Annotated in this window: 12 protein-coding genes and 2 tRNA genes; 8 read left to right on the plus strand and 6 right to left on the minus strand. The window is 33.6% G+C overall.

Annotated features, from left to right (window positions below; all coding sequences use genetic code 11):
* Positions 1-25 precede the first annotated feature (25 nt).
* Entirely contained in the window at positions 26-2,173 is a 2,148-nt protein-coding gene (locus tag CLU81_RS05080; protein ID WP_099708839.1) for a cation:proton antiporter, read from the minus strand.
* Positions 2,174-2,484: 311 nt separating this feature from the next.
* Here CLU81_RS05080 and CLU81_RS05085 point away from each other — a divergent pair, with 311 nt between their 5' ends.
* From CLU81_RS05085 to CLU81_RS05115, 7 genes are all read left to right on the plus strand, one after another.
* On the plus strand, positions 2,485-3,912 hold the full coding sequence (locus CLU81_RS05085; protein ID WP_099708840.1) for an L-serine ammonia-lyase: 1,428 nt from the start codon (positions 2,485-2,487) through the stop codon (positions 3,910-3,912).
* Positions 3,913-4,148: 236 nt separating this feature from the next.
* Positions 4,149-4,967, plus strand: coding sequence for a 3-methyl-2-oxobutanoate hydroxymethyltransferase (panB, locus tag CLU81_RS05090; RefSeq protein ID WP_099708841.1), 819 nt, complete (start codon positions 4,149-4,151; stop codon positions 4,965-4,967).
* A gap of 205 nt (positions 4,968-5,172) precedes the next feature.
* A complete protein-coding gene (locus CLU81_RS05095) occupies positions 5,173-5,862 on the plus strand; it encodes an RluA family pseudouridine synthase (protein WP_099708842.1) in 690 nt (229 codons plus the stop codon).
* Positions 5,863-5,938: 76 nt separating this feature from the next.
* Entirely contained in the window at positions 5,939-7,267 is a 1,329-nt protein-coding gene (locus CLU81_RS05100) for an aldehyde dehydrogenase (protein ID WP_099708843.1), read from the plus strand.
* Between the two features lie 119 nt (positions 7,268-7,386).
* The gene (locus CLU81_RS05105; protein ID WP_099708844.1) at positions 7,387-8,181 is read left to right on the plus strand and encodes a hypothetical protein; all 795 of its coding nucleotides are present in this window, start codon (positions 7,387-7,389) and stop codon (positions 8,179-8,181) included.
* Between the two features lie 92 nt (positions 8,182-8,273).
* Positions 8,274-12,323 (plus strand): PAS domain S-box protein, encoded by a 4,050-nt coding sequence (locus tag CLU81_RS05110; RefSeq protein ID WP_099708845.1) that lies wholly within the window; start codon positions 8,274-8,276, stop codon positions 12,321-12,323.
* A gap of 93 nt (positions 12,324-12,416) precedes the next feature.
* Entirely contained in the window at positions 12,417-13,268 is an 852-nt protein-coding gene (locus CLU81_RS05115) for a neutral zinc metallopeptidase (RefSeq protein ID WP_099708846.1), read from the plus strand.
* 590 nt (positions 13,269-13,858) lie between these two features.
* Here the strand turns inward: CLU81_RS05115 and CLU81_RS05120 are convergent.
* The 5 genes from CLU81_RS05120 to CLU81_RS05140 all read right to left on the minus strand — a co-directional run bounded on the left by CLU81_RS05120 (position 13,859) and on the right by CLU81_RS05140 (position 16,733).
* Positions 13,859-13,932 (minus strand) — tRNA-His (locus CLU81_RS05120).
* 330 nt (positions 13,933-14,262) lie between these two features.
* Positions 14,263-14,336: transfer RNA gene (locus tag CLU81_RS05125), tRNA-His, on the minus strand.
* 76 nt (positions 14,337-14,412) lie between these two features.
* A complete protein-coding gene (gene bshB1, locus CLU81_RS05130) occupies positions 14,413-15,129 on the minus strand; it encodes a bacillithiol biosynthesis deacetylase BshB1 (protein ID WP_099712673.1) in 717 nt (238 codons plus the stop codon).
* Positions 15,130-15,216: 87 nt separating this feature from the next.
* On the minus strand, positions 15,217-16,299 hold the full coding sequence (locus CLU81_RS05135) for a chorismate-binding protein (RefSeq protein WP_099708847.1): 1,083 nt from the start codon (positions 16,297-16,299) through the stop codon (positions 15,217-15,219).
* A gap of 5 nt (positions 16,300-16,304) precedes the next feature.
* Complete coding sequence (locus CLU81_RS05140; RefSeq protein ID WP_099708848.1) at positions 16,305-16,733, minus strand: PaaI family thioesterase; 429 nt, start codon at positions 16,731-16,733, stop codon at positions 16,305-16,307.
* Between the two features lie 127 nt (positions 16,734-16,860).
* Here CLU81_RS05140 and CLU81_RS05145 point away from each other — a divergent pair, with 127 nt between their 5' ends.
* Complete coding sequence (locus CLU81_RS05145; RefSeq protein ID WP_099708849.1) at positions 16,861-18,378, plus strand: hypothetical protein; 1,518 nt, start codon at positions 16,861-16,863, stop codon at positions 18,376-18,378.
* The last annotated feature ends 536 nt before the right edge of the window (positions 18,379-18,914 follow it).

Raw genomic sequence — 18,914 nt, forward strand, 5'->3', positions numbered from 1 at the left:
AAATTGTAAGAATTATCTCTTAAAACTAGCTTTTCTTCAAAATATTGCCTAGACCCCGACCAATTTGCTCAATCGCTTCAAGACCTTTTGTCAATGGTGTTGCCGTAAAATCTTCGTAAGCATCCATCGAAGTTTCTTTGCGATCTTCTTGAGCATAAACCAAAATCAGGTTGTTATCGTTGAAAGATCTTTCGAATTTCTGAGGCAATTTATCAAATATAGAATGATAGGAAACCGAACCTTTTCTGGATAAATTGAAGACAATCAAATCTGTTGGTTTTATTTCATCTGAAATGGATTCAAAATTATCCCAATCTAAAATGCTTTTAAAGCCCAACTTCGCATTCAATTTTAACTTAGTCGCGATTTGTTGAATCGCTTGATGTGTTTTATACTCGGCGTAAATCACAATCGGAATACTTAATTCTTGTGATAATCGGCAAATTTTCTGCAACAAAAGATGGAATCCAACGCCTCTTTCTGAAAAAGGAGGACAAATGAAAACCAATCTTTTCTCTTCGATAAATGTTTTTTGAAACCTACAGATAAATAAACTTTTGTCTACATTATTGATAATTGAATCAACATTTTCACCAAATATTTTATCTAAGAAACCTGTTTTTCTTGGCCAGCCAACGATCACAATATCTGACATGATTTCTTTTGAAGTTCTTGCAATTCCGCTTGCAGGATTGTGGTCAATTCTGGCAATCGTATTAATTTTCACTTCTGATGCTGAACCTTGAATTACAAATTTATCAACGGCTTTTCGATACTTTAATATATTTTTTTCGGCCTGATCGTTATTAGGAACAATCGTTAATAAAGTAACCGGATTGGCTGATTTTTTATCTTTTATCAAAAGGGCAAAATCTAATAAACTGGCTGTAGCCGAAGTTTTTGCCAACGGAATTAAAATATGTTCGTCTAATATTTCATCACTGTTTGCTTCTTCATGCGAAATTTCTTCTTCGCAAATGGCAATCTTTTTAGCCGCTTTTTCTGTAGCAAAAGAAGCTACAATACAAGTAATCAGAATTAAAATGATGGTTCCGTTTAAGATGTTTTCATCCAGAATTTTTGCTTTAAATCCAACCAAAATAACTGCCAGAGTTGCCGCCGCGTGTGCACTACTTAATCCAAAAATAAGTTGTCTTTCTGTCTTTGTGTATTTAAAAACAATTTGGGTGAAAAATGCTGCGATCCATTTTCCAAAAATAGCCACAACACTCAAAGTTCCGGCAACAATTAAAGCCGTTGGTCCGCTAAGAATCACGCTTATATCAACCAACATTCCCACAGAAATCAGGAAAAACGGAATAAACAATGCGTTTCCTATAAACTCGATTCTATTCATCAATGCTGACGAATGCGGAATTAATGGATTCAATGCCAAACCGGCAACAAACGCTCCAATAATAGGCTCTACTCCTGCTACTTCGGCCAAAAACGCGGCGAAGAAAACTACAGAAAGTACAAATATGTAATGGGCGTGTTTCTCACTTTCTAATTTCTTAAAGAACCATTTTGCAATCCTCGGAATAACAAAAAACATAATCGCTGAGAATATTGCTAATGAAACAGTTAGTTTTATCCAGAATGCCTGATTTAGATTTCCCTGACTGCTTCCCATAATAATCGCCAAAATAATCAAAACCGCTGTATCCGTTAAAATCGTTCCTCCAACAGTTATGGCAACTGCCTGATTTTTTGCAATTCCTAGTTTACTTACAATTGGATACGCTACCAAAGTATGTGTTGCGAACATACTTGCGGTCAAAAAACTGGCATTAAAATCGTAATTCAGTAAATAAAAACAAACCGGAAATCCTATCGAAAGCGGAAAAATGAAAGTAAAAAATCCGAATAATAAACTCTTATTTCGATTGGCTTTAAACTCATTCATATCGAGTTCAAGTCCAGCAATAAACATAATATAGAGAAGTCCAATTGTCGAAAATAAATCGACGGCAGAATTTTTTGCCAGGATATTTAATCCGTGAGGTCCAATGATTACACCCGAAATAATAAGCCCGATAATTCCCGGAATATTAATTTTTTTAAGTAAAATTGGGGACAAGAGTATAATAAAAAGTATTAACGAAAAAATCAATACTGGGTTAGTAAGCGGTAATTCGAATTCGTGTATGAAATGCTTGAAAAATTCTATCATATTATAATTTTATCTTCTTTGTGGTATTTTAATTTTTCGCGAAAGAAAGTTCAAATTAAAATGATATTTCAGAAGTTATTATGTACCGATTTATTTTAAATCAAATCGGATTCTTTAGTGATTGCTTCTCTACAAAAATACCTAAAAAAATTGCGAACTTTTCACGAAAACCTCATATTAAGCAATAAAATTTGTTTCATTACCAAATTGATAAAATTTAATATTTATTTTAACAAAATCGCAAGATTTCTAATTCAAAGTAAATCATCTTTGCATTATTCAATTATCTTTGTCTTAATAAAAATTACGCAATGGAAGAATGTATCTCTGTTTTTGATATGCTTAAAATTGGTGTTGGTCCCTCAAGTTCACATACTTTAGGGCCTTGGAGAGCCGCAGAACGTTTTTTGGAAGAGCTGAAAGACGAGTCAATTTTAGACCAGATTAAACGAGTAAAAGTCGATTTGTACGGATCACTTTCTTTAACGGGAAAAGGTCACGCAACTGATTTATCGGTTATGTTGGGTTTAAGCGGGCAAGATCCCGAATATATTCCTGTTGATAATATCGCCGGAATTATCAAAACGATCGAAGATACAAACGAAATTATTCTGGCTAACGAATTCAAAGTTCCGTTTTACTTTCTTCAGGATATTGTCTTCAATAAAGAGTTTCTTCCCTTTCATGCAAATGGACTAAAATTTACAGCTTATAAAGAAGATGATTCTGAATATGAGTCAACTTTTTATTCGATTGGTGGAGGTTTTGTTGTGAAAGAAGAACGCACAAATGCCAAAATCAAAGAGGAAATAAAATGTGCTTTCCCATTCCCGATTCAAAATGCTGTTGAGCTTTTAAATTATACGATTTCAGAAAACAAATCGATCTCAGAAATTGTTTATGAAAACGAGAAATCGATGCGTCCGGAAGTCGAAATTCACTCAGAATTAATGCGTATCTGGAACACGATGTTAGAATGTATGTACATTGGTTGTCATACCGGAGGAATTCTTCCCGGCGGATTAAACGTTCGCAGAAGAGCTTTTGATATGCACCAAAATCTTATAGGTTTATCAAACTATTCGAACCCGCAAACGTGGCTGGAAGAAATTAGAAAAACCGAAGTAAAATTTCGCCAGATTCTAAAATGGGTAAGCTGTTTTGCACTTGCCGTGAATGAAGTAAACGCTTCTTTGGGTCGTGTTGTTACGGCACCTACAAACGGAAGCGCTGGTGTAATTCCTGCCGTTTTAATGTATTATTTGGTAATCGAAAACCATAATGCAGGCGAAAAAGAAATCAAACAATTCCTGATGGTTGCCGGAGAAATAGGAAGTATTTTCAAAAAAGGATCTACAATTTCTGCTGCAATGGGCGGTTGTCAGGCCGAAATTGGTGTTTCGTCATCAATGGCTGCCGCAGCACTTTGCGAATTAATGGGTGGAACTCCTGCTCAGGTTTTAATGGCTGCCGAAATCGCAATGGAACATCACCTTGGTTTAACTTGTGATCCAATTGGTGGTTTGGTTCAGATTCCGTGTATCGAAAGAAATACAATGGGCGCAATAAAAGCAATAAATGCTGCCGAATTAGCGCTTGAAACTGATTCTAAAAATGCAAAAGTACCTTTGGACAAAGTAATTAATACAATGTGGCAAACGGCAAAAGACATGAATTCTAAATACAAAGAAACCTCTGAAGGCGGATTGGCAATTGCTGTAAACATGGCGGATTGTTAAAATAATTATTAGCCACAGATTAAAATGATTAACACAGATTCAGTAACAGAAATCTTTTTAAATCCTTTAATCTGTGGCAAAAAAATCATCCCATTATTATTCTATCATTAAAATGAAAAGCATTCAGTTCATCCTTGAATTTGAAGATGGAAAGCTATTTTCTGTTGAAATATTTATCGAATGCTGATTTCAATCTATAATTATTCAATACTTTTACACCTTCAAAAAAAAACAAAATGTCAGTAGCAAAAAAAGATTATAAAAGAATCACAACAAAGTCATTAATCGAAATGAAAAGTAACGGAGAAAAAATCTCTATGTTAACAGCTTACGATTATACAATGGCAAAAATTGTTGATACCGCAGGAATCGATGTGATTTTGGTGGGAGATTCAGCATCAAATGTTATGGCGGGTCACGAAACGACGTTGCCAATTACTTTAGATCAAATGATTTATCACGCTTCTTCTGTAGTTCGCGCTGTCGAAAGAGCCTTAGTTGTGGTAGATTTACCTTTTGGAAGTTACCAATCTGATCCAAAAGAAGCTTTGCGTTCTGCAATTAGAATCATGAAAGAAAGTGGCGGTCACGCTGTGAAACTTGAAGGAGGAAAAGAAATTAAAGAATCAATCAAAAAAATATTAAACGCAGGAATTCCAGTTATGGGGCATTTGGGTTTAACTCCGCAATCTATCTATAAATTTGGTACTTACAGCGTTCGTGCAAAAGAAGATCAGGAAGCCGAAAAATTAATCGAAGACGCCAAATTACTAGAAAAAGTAGGTTGTTTTGCAGTTGTTTTAGAAAAAATCCCTGCTCATCTTGCTGAACAAGTTGCTAAAAGTATTTCGATTCCGGTTATTGGAATTGGTGCCGGAGGTGGCGTTGACGGACAAGTTTTGGTTATTCACGATATGTTAGGAATGAATAATGAATTCAGTCCGCGTTTCTTACGTCGTTATTTAAACTTATACGAAGAAATGACAAAAGCAATTGGTCAATATGCAGCGGATGTGAAATCTCGTGATTTCCCGAATTCTGGGGAACAATATTAGTTTTTTAAGGTTCTGAGACTCTAAGTCGCTAAGACACTAAGATTTCTTAATTCTACTAAATAAGCTATTATAATTATTTCTCGCAAAGACGCAAAGTCACAAAGAATCAAATTTAAACTTTGCGCCTTTGCGTCTTTGCGAGAGATTTAAGCACTACAATTCTCAATCTAAAATCACATATCTAAAATTCCCACACACGTTTAAAATGAAAATAATTTCAGATAAAAACAATCTTCAGGTATTGCACGAAGACAATCACATTATTGTGGTTAACAAACGCGTAGGCGATATTGTACAAGGTGATAAAACCGGAGATAAACCATTATCTGATGTTGTAAAAGAATACATTAAAGACAAATACAATAAACCTGGCGATGTTTTTCTGGGTGTGATTCATCGTTTAGACAGACCTACAACCGGAATTGTTGTTTTTGCCAGAACCAGTAAAGCATTAACACGCATGAACGAAATGTTCAGCAATCGTGAAACTCAAAAAACGTATTGGGCAGTTGTTAAAAATAAACCTCAGGAAACAAAGGCTAAATTGGTTCATTATCTCAAGAGAAATGAGAAAAACAATACTTCAAAAGCACATTTAAAAGAAGTTCCTGATAGTAAAATTGCCAGTTTGGATTATACTGTTTTCAAAGAACTTCAAAATTATGTGGCATTAGAAATTAATTTACATACAGGTCGTCATCACCAAATTAGAGCTCAATTGGCTGCAATTGGATCTCCAATTAAAGGAGATTTAAAATATGGTTTTGACCGAAGCAATCCTGATGGAGGAATCCATCTTCATGCCAGAAAGTTAGTTTTTGTGCATCCGGTTTCTAAAGAAAACATTACAATCGTTGCTCCTACTCCAGATGAAACAATTTGGAATGCGATATGATTTTTATGATACAATTGTTAATTTTTTAATTTTTATCGATTAACTTGCATAGACAAAAATCAAGTGAATCATAAAAATGGACTATAAAAACGACATCGGATACAGAAAAGAAACGCTCAAAAAATTGTTGTATAACATTCAAAAAAGCGAAGATTTAATTGTAAAAGCTTTATACGATGATTTTAAAAAACCAGAATTTGAAGCGGTTTTAACGGAAACGAATTATGTTATTTCCGAACTAAAAGACACAATCAAAAACATTCACAATTGGGCAAAACCAAAACGTATTTTGCCTTCTCTTCTTAATTTCCCTTCTACAGATTATATTTTTAAAGAACCTTACGGAAACGTTTTGGTTATTGCGCCCTGGAATTATCCTTTTCAATTGGCATTATGTCCTTTGATTTCTGCCGTTGCTGCAGGAAACAGAGTGGTTTTAAAACCATCAGAACTTACGCCACATACCTCAGAAATAATTGCAAAAATTATCCAAAAAACATTTCACGTCAATCACGTCGAAGTTTTTGAAGGCGGCGTTGAAGTTTCAAATAAATTACTGGCAAAACGCTGGGATTATATATTCTTTACCGGAAGTGTTTCTGTTGGAAAAATCATCGCAAAAGCTGCAGCCGAAAATCTGACTCCGATTACATTAGAATTAGGCGGGAAAAATCCTTGTATTATTGATGAAACGGCAAATTTGAAATTAGCCGCAAAACGTATTGTCTGGGGAAAATTCATAAATGCCGGACAAACCTGTATTGCGCCTGATTATATTTTGATTCAGAAAAACATGAAAGTCAATTTCCTTTCGTTTTTGATGGAAGAAATCATAAAAGCTTATGGCAAAAAAATGGAAAAATCTCCAGATTTCGCTCGTATTATCAATACCAAAAACTGGGTTCGTTTAGACAGTATGATCGAAAAAGAGAAAGTAGTTTTTGGAGGCGAAACAGATGCGGACAAACTTTATATTTCTCCAACATTAATCGAAGAACCCGCACTTGACAGTCCGGTTATGCAAGAAGAGATATTTGGTCCAATTTTACCAATTCTGACTTACGAAACCGAAGCTGATCTTCAAAATGTAATCAGCCGATATGAAAAACCGCTTGCTTTCTATGTTTTTAGCGAGAATAAATCTTTTGCAAAAAAACTAATTACCACTTATTCCTTCGGTGGCGGATGCATTAACGATACCGTTGTTCATTTTTCGAACAAAAGATTGCCTTTTGGCGGTGTTGGTCATAGCGGCATTGGCGCTTATCACGGTCAATTAAGTTTTGACATCTTCTCTCATCATAAAGCGATCGTAAAAAAAGGAAACTGGCTAGATTTACCAATGCGATATGCACCTTACAAAGACAAATTGGCTTCAATTAAGCGTCTATTAGACTGGGTGTAAGTATAAAAAAACGATTTCGTAATGTTTTGTAGATTATCATACGGAATTGATTAAAAATATTATATTTACGTCAGATTAAATAGCTTAAATTACAAGAATATAAAACAATTTTACTTATAATGAAATCTACACTTGACCAAATTGAAGACATCAAAAAAAATGGATATACCATAGATTTTGGTTCCACTTTTAATTACGCTTTCGAGAACTACAAAAAAATAGCACTTTATTCCGGGCTTATTATATTGATTTTTTCAGTTATTATGGCAGTCCTTGCCATGGGATTAGCCGTTACCTTTTATGGTGTTGCAGCAATTAGTAAAGATTTTATTCTGAATTTAGAAAATCACAAACTTTCTTATCTGGAGCAGCTACTTTCTATTGGTGCAGTTTCTCTATTTGCGGCTTTACTGGCTCCTTTTGGAGCTGGATTTCTTAAAATGGCAGATTCCGCAGATAAAGATGAAGAATTTAATGTTTCAACTATGTTTACGTATTACAAAGCACCATATTTTGCTCAGTTATTTATCATGGCTTTAATCATAGGATTAGTAAGCAATGCTATTTCGGCTGTTATCGAGAGCTTTGGAATTATACTTTTAGGAAATGCAATTTCAATTTTTATATCCTTTTTCACTTTTATAGCAATTCCGCTAGTAGTTTTTGGAAATTTAAATGCTGTAGACGCCATAAAAGGAAGTATAATTGTAGTAACTAAAAATCCATTATTAATTTTTGCATTATTTATCACAGGTATAATTGGCTCTGTAGTCGGTATTTTCGGATGTTGTATTGGAGTACTTTTTACTATTGTCTTTAATACTTCTGTAACATACGCAACTTATTACTCGATTTTTACTGAAGAAGAACAGATAGATGTAATTGACTCAATTGGACAATCAGATTTAGAATAAAACCGAAATTTCTAAGTAAAAAAAGGGCTTAACCTACTCTTTTTAGAACTTTCAAAATTGTTATTTTACTAAACCAACATACCCCGAATTCTATGGTAGTTAACTGTAGTTTCTTCAATTCATTGATTTCAGGAATTGCCTTACTTGGTAATGTCCTGAAATCAATTATAACAAATTGGTATGTTTACAACTCTGACATAATTTTTTACAACAATCCGAAACTCATCATCTTAGGATTATCCCTTTTTGGGTTTCTGGCATTATTGGTTTATCAGTTTTTTAGAATAAAAGCCAGAATTGGTTATTTTATCGAAAAAAAGAAAGAAGCCGAAACAGCAAGCAAAGAATATCAATTGTATATTTTATTCTTTGGAATTGCAGTTATTGTAATCGAAATTATTAACGAAATCTTCAAAATCAGACCAAAGAGTTTACTTATCGTAAACGTTTCCATTGGTTTTACAGTTCTCCTTATTTATTTAATAACAGACAAAGTCAAATGGCTTCGAGATAGAATTCAGCAAATTTTCATCTTCTGTTTCTTTATATATATCACCTATGTTTGCTACAATATTGTTCGACTTGGAAATGATGTTGTTCCGGTTATTGTATTTTTAATCTCCTTTTTCTTTTCTTATAATATTCTAAAACCAATAAAAACCTACTGGTTTTTCGTTGCTCTGGTTTTTGTTTTTCTTCTTACGACAGTAGTTTTTCATTTAATTCCGATAAAATCTTCTGTATTATTAATTAATTTCTGCATTCTGATTTTCATTATCAATCAGGTAAAATATGCTGTTTTATTAAACAATCGCGATAATTTTAGGTTTGCAAACGAAATTGTTCACAAGGGTAATTCATTGACAATTGCCACAAATCAAAAAGGCTCGATACTATTTTGCAGCGAAACGGTAAGCTCTATTTTAGGTTATTTACCAGACGAAGTAATGGGTTTTAACTTCTGGAAACTCACAAAAGACGAAGGATTTATCCAAAACAATTTTCCTATACATTATCAAGAAAACAAACTTTATATTCGAAAATTAAAAAGTAAAAATGGCGAATTTAAATACATTCAATGGAAAGATAAAAAATTCTCAGACAACTTAATTATAAGTATTGGTCAGGATGTTACGGAACAAATTAATGTTCAGGATCAATACAAAAATTTAATTCAAACCGCGACTGACATTATTTTCGAAATTGACGCCAACGGACATTTTACTTTTATCAATGAATTTGGATTTTCAATTTTAGGCTATTCTGAAAATGAAATTATATCGAAACATTACTCAAATTTCATTCACGAAAATTACATTAGAGGCGCTGTAGATTTTTATGAAAATCTGGTTATCAACGAAAATAATTTTCCCACGATAGAATTTCCGGTTATAAAGAAAAACGGATTAGAAGTATGGATTTCTCAAAAGATTATTGTTCGCAAAAATGATCTTGGCGAAACTGTTGGTTTTGCCGGAATAGCCAGAGATATCACTGAGATTAGAAATATAGAAAACGAGAAAAAAAGACGTCTCGAAAAAATTGAAGCCTACAATAATTCTACAAAAAAACTATCGACAACAGACTTTAGTAAATACGATAATTTAAACACCGTTATTGATTATATCGTTAAGGAAGCGGCAACGGTAAGCAAAACAAACCGAGTAAGTTTCTGGAAATATTACAAAGACTTAATTACTTGCAAAAACTTATTTAGTGTTGATAATCAAAATTTAAGCGACAAAAACATATTAGATAAAGAATCGTATCCAATTTATTTTGAAACCTTAAAAAACAAAGCGATTATTAATGCTCCGGATGTTTTTAATAAGCTTGAAACTTCTGAATTTCAAAAACTCTATTTCACCAAGAATCACATCAAATCGATGCTTGATGTTCCTGTATTTTTAAGCGGACAACTTGCTGGTGTTGTTTGTTTTGAAAGTACCGAAGAACAAAGAGAATGGGACAACGAGGACATTAATTATGCCCGAACAATTTCTGATGTAATTTCGCTGGCTATTTCATCGCAAATGCGTTTAGAAGCTGAGCGTAAATTAGAATTCAAAAGTCAATTGTTATCTGCACTTTCTCTATGTACAGAAAAATTTTTGCTAAGTAAAACGACTCAGGAAATGTTTCAGGAAACTTATGATTTAATTGGAAAAGCCGCCAAAGTAGATCATATGTATTATTACGAAAGAGACTTTACAACCAATACTGTAAGTCAGAAATATAAATGGTCAAAAAGCGGAGTTACACATCAAATCACTCCATTAAGACAGCTTACAGAAGATAATTTAAAAGAAATTTACAACGTCGCTCAAAGCAAAAAAATTCTTAACACGCTTACGCGAAAGCTTGACGACACGTTTTTTAAGCAGCTTTTGATCGATAATGAAATCAAATCAATTTTGATTTTACCTCTTTATATCAACGATATTTTTACCGGATTTATAGGTTTTGATGATTGTACGAATGAGAAAAAATGGTCTGAAGAAGAGATTTATATTTTTCAGGTTCTTGCCAATAATATCTCCTCTGCTTTAGAGCGAAATCGGAATGAAAACAAAATTCTAGAAAGTGAAGAAAAATTCAAATTAATAGCCAATAACATTCCAGGAACCGTTTATTTATCCAAATTTGATGCTTTTTCGACTAAAATATTCCTTAACGATGAAATTTTGAATTTAACAGGTTATTCAAAATCAGAGTTTATTGAGAACAATTTATCCTTTTTATCCCTAATTCATCCGGATGATAAAGAGGAAGTAATTAATAGCCAGATTGATAATTTGCAAAGCGGAACGCCTCTTCATAATGTATACCGAATTCAGCGAAAAACAGGTGAATATATTTGGGTGGAAGAATTTGGCGATGTAATCAAAAAAGGTGACGAAATTGAATTTGTGGGCGGAATCTATTTTGATATTACCAACAAAAAAGAAACCGAAGACGCGATAAAAGCCAAGCAATTAGCGGAAGCTGCCAATAAATCCAAATCTGATTTTCTGGCCAATATGTCGCACGAAATCAGAACTCCGCTAAATGGTATTATTGGTTTTACACATTTATTGATGAAAACCGACCTTGAAGAAATTCAGGAAAAATACATGACTACGATTAATCAATCGGCACATTCATTATTGGAAATCATCAATGATATTCTTGATTTTTCTAAAATTGAAGCCGGAAAACTGGAGCTTTTCATTGATTTGTACGATATTAAAAAAGTGCTCGGTCAGGTTTTTGATTTGATTGTTTATGAGTCAAATCAAAAAAATCTTCAATTAGAACTCAATGTAGATCCGGATGTTCCTAAATACATTTGGACAGATATTGTGCGTATAAAACAAATCCTGATCAATTTACTTTCGAATGCAGTAAAATTCACCAATGAAGGTTCTATAAAGCTAAATGTTTCGGTTCTGGAAAAATTCAAAAGCAACAATTGCGTCATTCGGTTCTCTGTAATTGATACAGGAATTGGAATTTTAGAAAAGAATCAAAAGAAAATTTTCAAGGCATTTTCACAAGAAGATAGTTCTACAACGAGAAAATTTGGAGGAACCGGTTTAGGATTGACTATTTCGAACCAATTATTGGCTCTAATGGAAAGCCGATTACAACTGGAAAGTAAAATAGATATTGGAAGTAATTTTTATTTTGATTTAAATCTAAAAACAAGCAATCAAAGCATTAATGAAAAATACAATGACGAACTAAAGAAAATAAATTCAAAAACGGATTGTATTAATGAATTAAGGGATAAATCAATAACCTTTTTGATTGTAGAAGACAATAAGGTAAATATGATGCTGTTAAAAACTATCATTAAAAATTTATACAATAATGCTTTTATTTATGAATGCGAAAACGGATATGAAGCCGTACAACAATTCGAAAACATTAATCCAAATATGGTCTTTATGGATATTCAAATGCCAATAATGAATGGCTACGAAACCACAAAAGCAATTAGAAATACAAGCCGCGGAAGAGATATACCTATAATTGCCGTTACTGCCGGAGCCGAAAAAGAAGAACGCAACAAATGTATCTCAGCCGGAATGAACGATTACATTTCGAAGCCAATAATGAAAGGAACCGTGGAAGATGCTTTGACAAAATGGCTAAAATAATTAAAAGTAAATGAGATCGATTAGTCTCTAATTCCAAAAAAAAATATAAATTCGTAGAGGTTTACCCTACAATTATTTTAAATACAATATACTATGAAATGGCAAGGCAGAAGACAAAGCGATAATGTAGAAGACAGAAGATCAATTTCTGGCGGAAAAGTAGCCGTTGGCGGCGGTATTATTGGAATAGTAATTTTGCTGCTAAATGTTTTTGGTGGTGAAACCGGACAAACTATAGGATCTGCTCTGGAACAAATACAAGGCGGACAACAACAAACAACTGAAACTGCAGCTCCGTTAAGCAAGGAAGATGAAGAAATGGGGCAATTTGTCAGAGTTAATTTAGCCGATAATGAAGACATCTGGGGCAAAATATTTGCCAAAAACGGACTAACATACAAAAATCCAAAATTAGTGCTTTTTAGAGGCTCTGTAAATACTGCTTGTGGCGGAGCATCATCTGCGTCAGGACCATTTTACTGTCCGGGAGATCAAAAAGTATATATGGATTTGGCCTTCTTTGAGGAACTAAAAACTAAATTTGGTGCCAAAGGTGGTGACTTTGCAATTGCGTACGTTATTGCGCACGAAATTGGCCATCACATACAAACCTTATTAGGAACCTCAGCTAAGATGCGTCAGGAACAAGAAGGAAAAAGTGAAGCCGAAGCTAATAAACTTTCGGTTGCATTAGAACTACAAGCTGATTTTTACGCCGGAGTATGGGCGCATTACAATGAAAAAAATCTCGATCCTGGTGATATTGACGAAGCTTTGAGCGCTGCAAATGCCGTTGGAGATGATGCAATTCAAAGCAAAATGCAAGGTCATGTTGTTCCGGATTCCTTCACACACGGAACATCTGAGCAAAGAATGTACTGGTTCAAAAAAGGTTTCAAAACCGGCGATATCAAACAAGGAAATACTTTTGACGAAATTCGTTAATCCGCAAACCAAATATAATAACCAAATAAGCATGACTTAAACGTCATGCTTTTTTTGTGCTTTGTTGCGTGATTTTTGAACCATATAAGTGATATGTAGAGATGCACAGCAGTGCATCTAACACAACGTAAGTCAACATTTTTTTGTCACATTAAACCATATAAGTGATTTAAGTTCATTTTACGTCATTTATTTATATGATAAACTAAAACATACTCCAAGGTTTCAACCTCGAAATACCCATCCTAATATGGATTGTGTGATATATTGTGTACCCAAGGTTGAAACCTTGGGCTATATTTAATAAGAGCGCATTCTCAATGTAATTTCTTATTCCTGAAAAATGAAAAGATTGTATTAAAACATTATCAAAAATTTAAATCCTCAAACTAAACATAGCCCAAGATTTCAACCTTGGGTACGCATTGCAATACGAATTGTGTGATACACATCGTGACATCTATTTAGTTCCCATAGTTAAAACCACGGGCTATAGCTGAAATCTAAAATGAACTTAAATCACTTATATGGTAGAAGAAAATTAAACGCACAAAAAAAGCCTTGAATTTCTTCAAGGCTTTAAATTTCTGGGTGGCTGACCGGGTTCGAACCGGCGACCCGCGGCACCACAAACCGCTACTCTAACCAGCTGAGCTACAACCACCATTTTTGCTTAGCGAGTGCAAATATACAACTAATGTTTACTTCTCCAAAGAAAAAAAGGTTGAAAACTGGAGATATGAGGCAAAAAAGTACTTTTGATGAAATAAAATGATTTATAAACCAAACCATAATAACCAATAAACCAATACTAAACGTGTTTTTTTTTTGTGTGAAAAACAAAAACAAAAAAAATCCAAAATTTAAATCCCAAATTCTAAAATCTTAGTCACCGTAATATTCACCATCTTGGAATTTGGAATTTAAAAAAAATTGGGATTTAAATTATAAGCACAAAAAAAGCCTTGAATTTCTTCAAGGCTTTAAATTCCTGGGTGGCTGACCGGGTTCGAACCGGCGACCCTCGGCACCACAAACCAATACTCTAACCAGCTGAGCTACAACCACCATTTTTCTTTGCGGTTGCAAATATACAACAAAGGTTTACTTCCGCAAATATAAAACAGAAAAAATATTAAACTTTTTATATCAAATCTTCTAAACTATTGACTGCCAAACATCTTTCAACAGTAAAACCTTCAGCAAAATCTTTCCCAACTAACCTTCCTAGGTCCTGCGCACGATAATTTAGGCTTTCAAAGAAGTTTTTACTTGTAATTGGCGTTACAGGTTCTGTTGAATTTGGATCATAAAACTGCGTTTTATAAGCCATAATCGCTTCTACCTTTTTCTCTTCAAAACCTGTGATGTCAACTACAAAATCCGGTTGAATGTTTTTCCACTGAATATAGTGATAAACCACTTTTGGTCTCCATGGTTCTTGATTCTCTCCATCAACCGAAGTTTCAATCTTTACCAATCCCGATAAAAAGCAAGCATCAGAAACTAATTTACTTCCTTTTCCGTGATCGATATGACGATCGTCAATTGCATTACACAATACGATTTCAGGTTTATACTTACGAATCATTTTTATAACCTCTAATTGGTGTTTTTCGTCATTTACAAAAAATCCGTCACGCATCTCCAGATTTTCACGAACCAAAACACCTAATATTTTTGCTGCATCTGCAGCTTCAGAATCTCTGGTTTCTGCAGTTCCGCGTGTACCTAATTCGCCACGCGTTAAATCTACAATACCAACTTTTTTTCCAAGAGATACTTCTTTTAAAATTGTTCCCGCACAACCTAATTCTACATCATCCGGATGTGCTCCAAAGGCTAATATATCTAATTTCATACTTTTAATTTTGTTTTCTTTTGTTTCAGGTTTTCTTTGTTTCAAGTTAACAATCAGAACGTGAAACTTGAAACCTAACACTTTTCTCTAACAATTACTATTCTTTTTTACGTTCAAAACTCTTTTCATCGTCATTGATTTATTGACGCTTTCCTCCCATTCATTTTCGGGAATACTTTCTTTTGTAATTCCGCAACCCATGTATAATATTGCTTTATTATCCTTGATTTGCATGCTGCGTAAATTTACAAATAAATCAGAGCTTGCTATTTTGTTCGCAAAACTGCTATTTAATTCGCCAAGAAATCCTGTATAGAAAGTTCGGTCATAATTTTCATTTTCGATGATAAAAGCTTTTGCTTTCTTTTTTGGCAAACCACAAACCGCAGGCGTTGGATGCAAAGTATCGATAACTTCTTCAAGCGTTGAATTATCATTTAAAACTCCCGAAATGTCAGTTTTAATATGCCAGATCGATCCAGCTTTCAAACTATAAGGTTCCGTAACATTAACCGAAGCTGCAACTTCACGTAATCTTTTCACGATAAAATCAGTAACATATTGCTGTTCGTCTTTTTCTTTTTGCTGCCAAAGAATCTCAGATTCTTCCGTCGTTTTCTGAGTTCCAGCCAAAGCAGTCGTTTCAAAAACATTTCCGCTTGCTTTCAATAATTGTTCCGGCGTTGCTCCCATCCAAAGTCCAATTTGAGGATGAAAAAAACAATACGAAAAAGTCGTTGGATATAAATGAATCAAACGCTGAAAAATGGTGCTGAAATCGAAATTAACCAAGTCAATTGTTTCGCTTCTGGATAAAACCACTTTTTTGAATTCGTCATTTTTAATCGCTTCAATTCCTTTTGAAACCAAATCTTCATATTGATTTTTGGCTTCCAAATCAAAATTAACCTCTTCGATTTCACTAAAATCAAAATTGACTTTAGTTTGTTCGGCACTAATAATTTTTGATTCTTCTTCCGGAATTAAAATCAGTTGTTTTTCATCAAAAGAAGCAAAAACAAAACCCTTCTCGCTATAATCCGAAACCGTATACAAAGTATCATTTTGCTGTAAAAGCGCATAAATACTTGACGAGTTAGGTTTCGAATAGATTACAAAAGGTAAATTTTGCTCTTGATGTTTTTTTACAGTAGAAAAAAAGTCATTCATATTTTCTACGCTTTCTTTTTGTCTAAAACCATATTCGTCAATTTGCAAAGCGAAATCAGGTTTCCGGCTTCATCAGTAATTTTAATTTCCCAAAGATGAATACTTCTTCCTTTATGAATGATTCTCGCCGTCCCAAAAACAAAACCTTCACGAATACTTTTCAGGTGATTTGCCGAAATTTCGATTCCGCGAACTTCCTGTTCTTTTGGATCAATAAAAAAGAAAGATGCTGCACTTCCCACACTTTCAGCCAAAGCTACTGAAGCGCCGCCGTGCAATAATCCCATTGGTTGGTGAACGCTTGGATTTACAGGCATTTTTGCAGTTAAAAAATCTTCGCCTGCGTCTATATATTCAATTTTTAGCGTTTCCATCAAAGTGTTTTTAGAAAACTGATTGCAACGCTCTAATATTTGTTCTTTTGTGTAATTCATTTAAAATAGGCTTTAAAATCGTAAAATTAAAGAAAAGATGAGATACAAATTAGAAAATACATTTCTAATATTAAAAATCATCTTCAAACGTGTAAGTTTTTTGCTATTTTTACAAAAAAGATTTTAAATGCGTCAATACTTTATACTCTTCATTTTCGGTTTCCTTTTAGCTTTCAGTTCATGTCGAACAGATTTTGATACCGTTGCCAGTTCCGGAGATTTAAAGTTCTCAAAAGATACCGTTTATTTAGATACTGTTTTTAAAAACATTGGTTCAAGCACGTACCAACTTAAAGTCTATAATAAAAGTAAAAACGACATTTCGATTCCAACAGTTCAATTCAAAAAAGGCTTAAGTTCAAAATACCGAATGACTGTTGACGGAATGACCGGAAATAATGGTAAAATCTTTAATAATGTTACGCTTTTGGCGAAAGACAGTTTGTACATTTTTATAGAAACCACTGCCGATATTACAGACGCGAATCCAACAGATTTTTTATATACCGATGAAATTCAATTTGACAGCGGCGCAAATCTTCAGGAAGTTGCTTTGGTTACCTTAATTCAGGATGCTGTTTTTCTTTATCCGAAACAAAATGCTGATGGAACTAAAGAAAAAATCAAAATTGACGGTAAAGATGTTGATGGATTTTATCTAAACGAAAATGATCCTGTAAACGGAAATGAACTGATTTTTACAAAACAAAAACCTTATGTAATCTATGGTTATGCAGGAGTTCCAGAAAATAAAACTGTAACTTTTGAAGCCGGAGCTCGAGTGTTTTTTCACGCAAGTTCAGGACTTTACGTCGATAATAAAGCTTCGTTACAAATAAATGGAACAACATCAACAACCGAAAAACTTGAAAATGAAGTTGTTTTTGAAGGCGATCGATTAGAATCTCTTTACGATGATATTCCGGGACAATGGAAATCGGTGATATTATCCAGCGGAAGTACAAATCACACGATAAATCATCTGACTTTAAAAAATGCTATTACTGGTTTAGATATTAGAAACCAAGACAATACAACAATTCAAATTAAAAATACTCAGATTTACAATTGTGCAGAATATGGAATTCTAGCTCAAAATGCCCGAATTAATGGTGAAAACATTGCAATTAGTTATGCTGGTTTAGCAAGTTTATCATGTGTTTATGGCGGAAATTATATTTTTACACATTGCACTTTTAATAACAATTGGCCAAGTGCACAATTTGCTTTGAATTTAAGCAACAGTTTGGCTGGAGCAACTCCGGAAACAAATCCTTTGACTCAGGCAACTTTCAATAACTGTATTATTTATGGTTCGAATACCAATGAATTTAATTTGGATAAAAATACCAGTGCAGCATTTGTATATCAATTAAACAATTGTCTATTGAAATTTAGCAGTTCAAGCACAAATCCGGATTATCAATTTACCAAAGATCCCACACATTACAATCAGATTATTCTAAATCAGAGTCCAAAATTCTTCAATGTTTCTCAAAACAAACTGAATATTGACAATACTTCTGCCGCTTTTGCGAAAGGAAATCAGGATTATATCATTCCATTAGATATTATTGGAGCCACGAGAACTTCCCCGCCAGATTTAGGCGCTTATCAGAGTGCTGCTTTTCCTAAATCTAAATAAAGTTTTGCCGCTTAAGATGCAAAGTTATCTTCACCATATAAGTGATGTAAGATAATTTAAGCTTTATTAATCGATCGAGTATATCATTTCTCGTTCCTCGAATGACATAAAATGAGACAATTTTGTAAAGCTATGATGGATTAAAATCCATCCCTACAATATAAATCGAGCCGAAGGCTCTTTACAAAAGTTCCGGAGGAACGACCAATTTTGTAGCAACGGATTTTAATCCGTTGAATCGGAATGTAATTAATCCCATTTTATGTCATTCGAGGAACGAGAAATCTTCGCAAGAAACTCCGTTCCTAAAATCACCAATCTTTGTCGAATTACGCGTGTGATTTCTCCCTCCGGTCGAAATGACAAACTTCGTGAGACTCAATTCTACACCCATTCCAAAATGAACTTATATAACTTACATGGTAAAAATCTACCCGTAAGAAAATATATCTAAAAATAATCTTTCCTTAACGCAACGCATTCATAAAAATAGTAGATTTGCTACAATAACTAAATTAACTCACTAAAAATCAATT

Origin of the sequence: Flavobacterium sp. 9 (assembly GCF_002754195.1) — a bacterium.
Lineage (GTDB): Bacteria > Bacteroidota > Bacteroidia > Flavobacteriales > Flavobacteriaceae > Flavobacterium.

Bases quoted from the DNA above. Each gene is read 5' to 3' on its own strand.
- CLU81_RS05080 (WP_099708839.1), bottom strand. From the start codon at position 2,173: ATGATAGAATTTTTCAAGCATTTCATACACGAATTCGAATTACCGCTT.
- CLU81_RS05085 (WP_099708840.1), top strand. From the start codon at position 2,485: ATGGAAGAATGTATCTCTGTTTTTGATATGCTTAAAATTGGTGTTGGT.
- panB (WP_099708841.1), top strand. From the start codon at position 4,149: ATGTCAGTAGCAAAAAAAGATTATAAAAGAATCACAACAAAGTCATTA.
- CLU81_RS05095 (WP_099708842.1), top strand. From the start codon at position 5,173: ATGAAAATAATTTCAGATAAAAACAATCTTCAGGTATTGCACGAAGAC.
- CLU81_RS05100 (WP_099708843.1), top strand. From the start codon at position 5,939: ATGGACTATAAAAACGACATCGGATACAGAAAAGAAACGCTCAAAAAA.
- CLU81_RS05105 (WP_099708844.1), top strand. From the start codon at position 7,387: ATGAAATCTACACTTGACCAAATTGAAGACATCAAAAAAAATGGATAT.
- CLU81_RS05110 (WP_099708845.1), top strand. From the start codon at position 8,274: ATGGTAGTTAACTGTAGTTTCTTCAATTCATTGATTTCAGGAATTGCC.
- CLU81_RS05115 (WP_099708846.1), top strand. From the start codon at position 12,417: ATGAAATGGCAAGGCAGAAGACAAAGCGATAATGTAGAAGACAGAAGA.
- bshB1 (WP_099712673.1), bottom strand. From the start codon at position 15,129: ATGAAATTAGATATATTAGCCTTTGGAGCACATCCGGATGATGTAGAA.
- CLU81_RS05135 (WP_099708847.1), bottom strand. From the start codon at position 16,299: ATGAATGACTTTTTTTCTACTGTAAAAAAACATCAAGAGCAAAATTTA.
- CLU81_RS05140 (WP_099708848.1), bottom strand. From the start codon at position 16,733: ATGAATTACACAAAAGAACAAATATTAGAGCGTTGCAATCAGTTTTCT.
- CLU81_RS05145 (WP_099708849.1), top strand. From the start codon at position 16,861: ATGCGTCAATACTTTATACTCTTCATTTTCGGTTTCCTTTTAGCTTTC.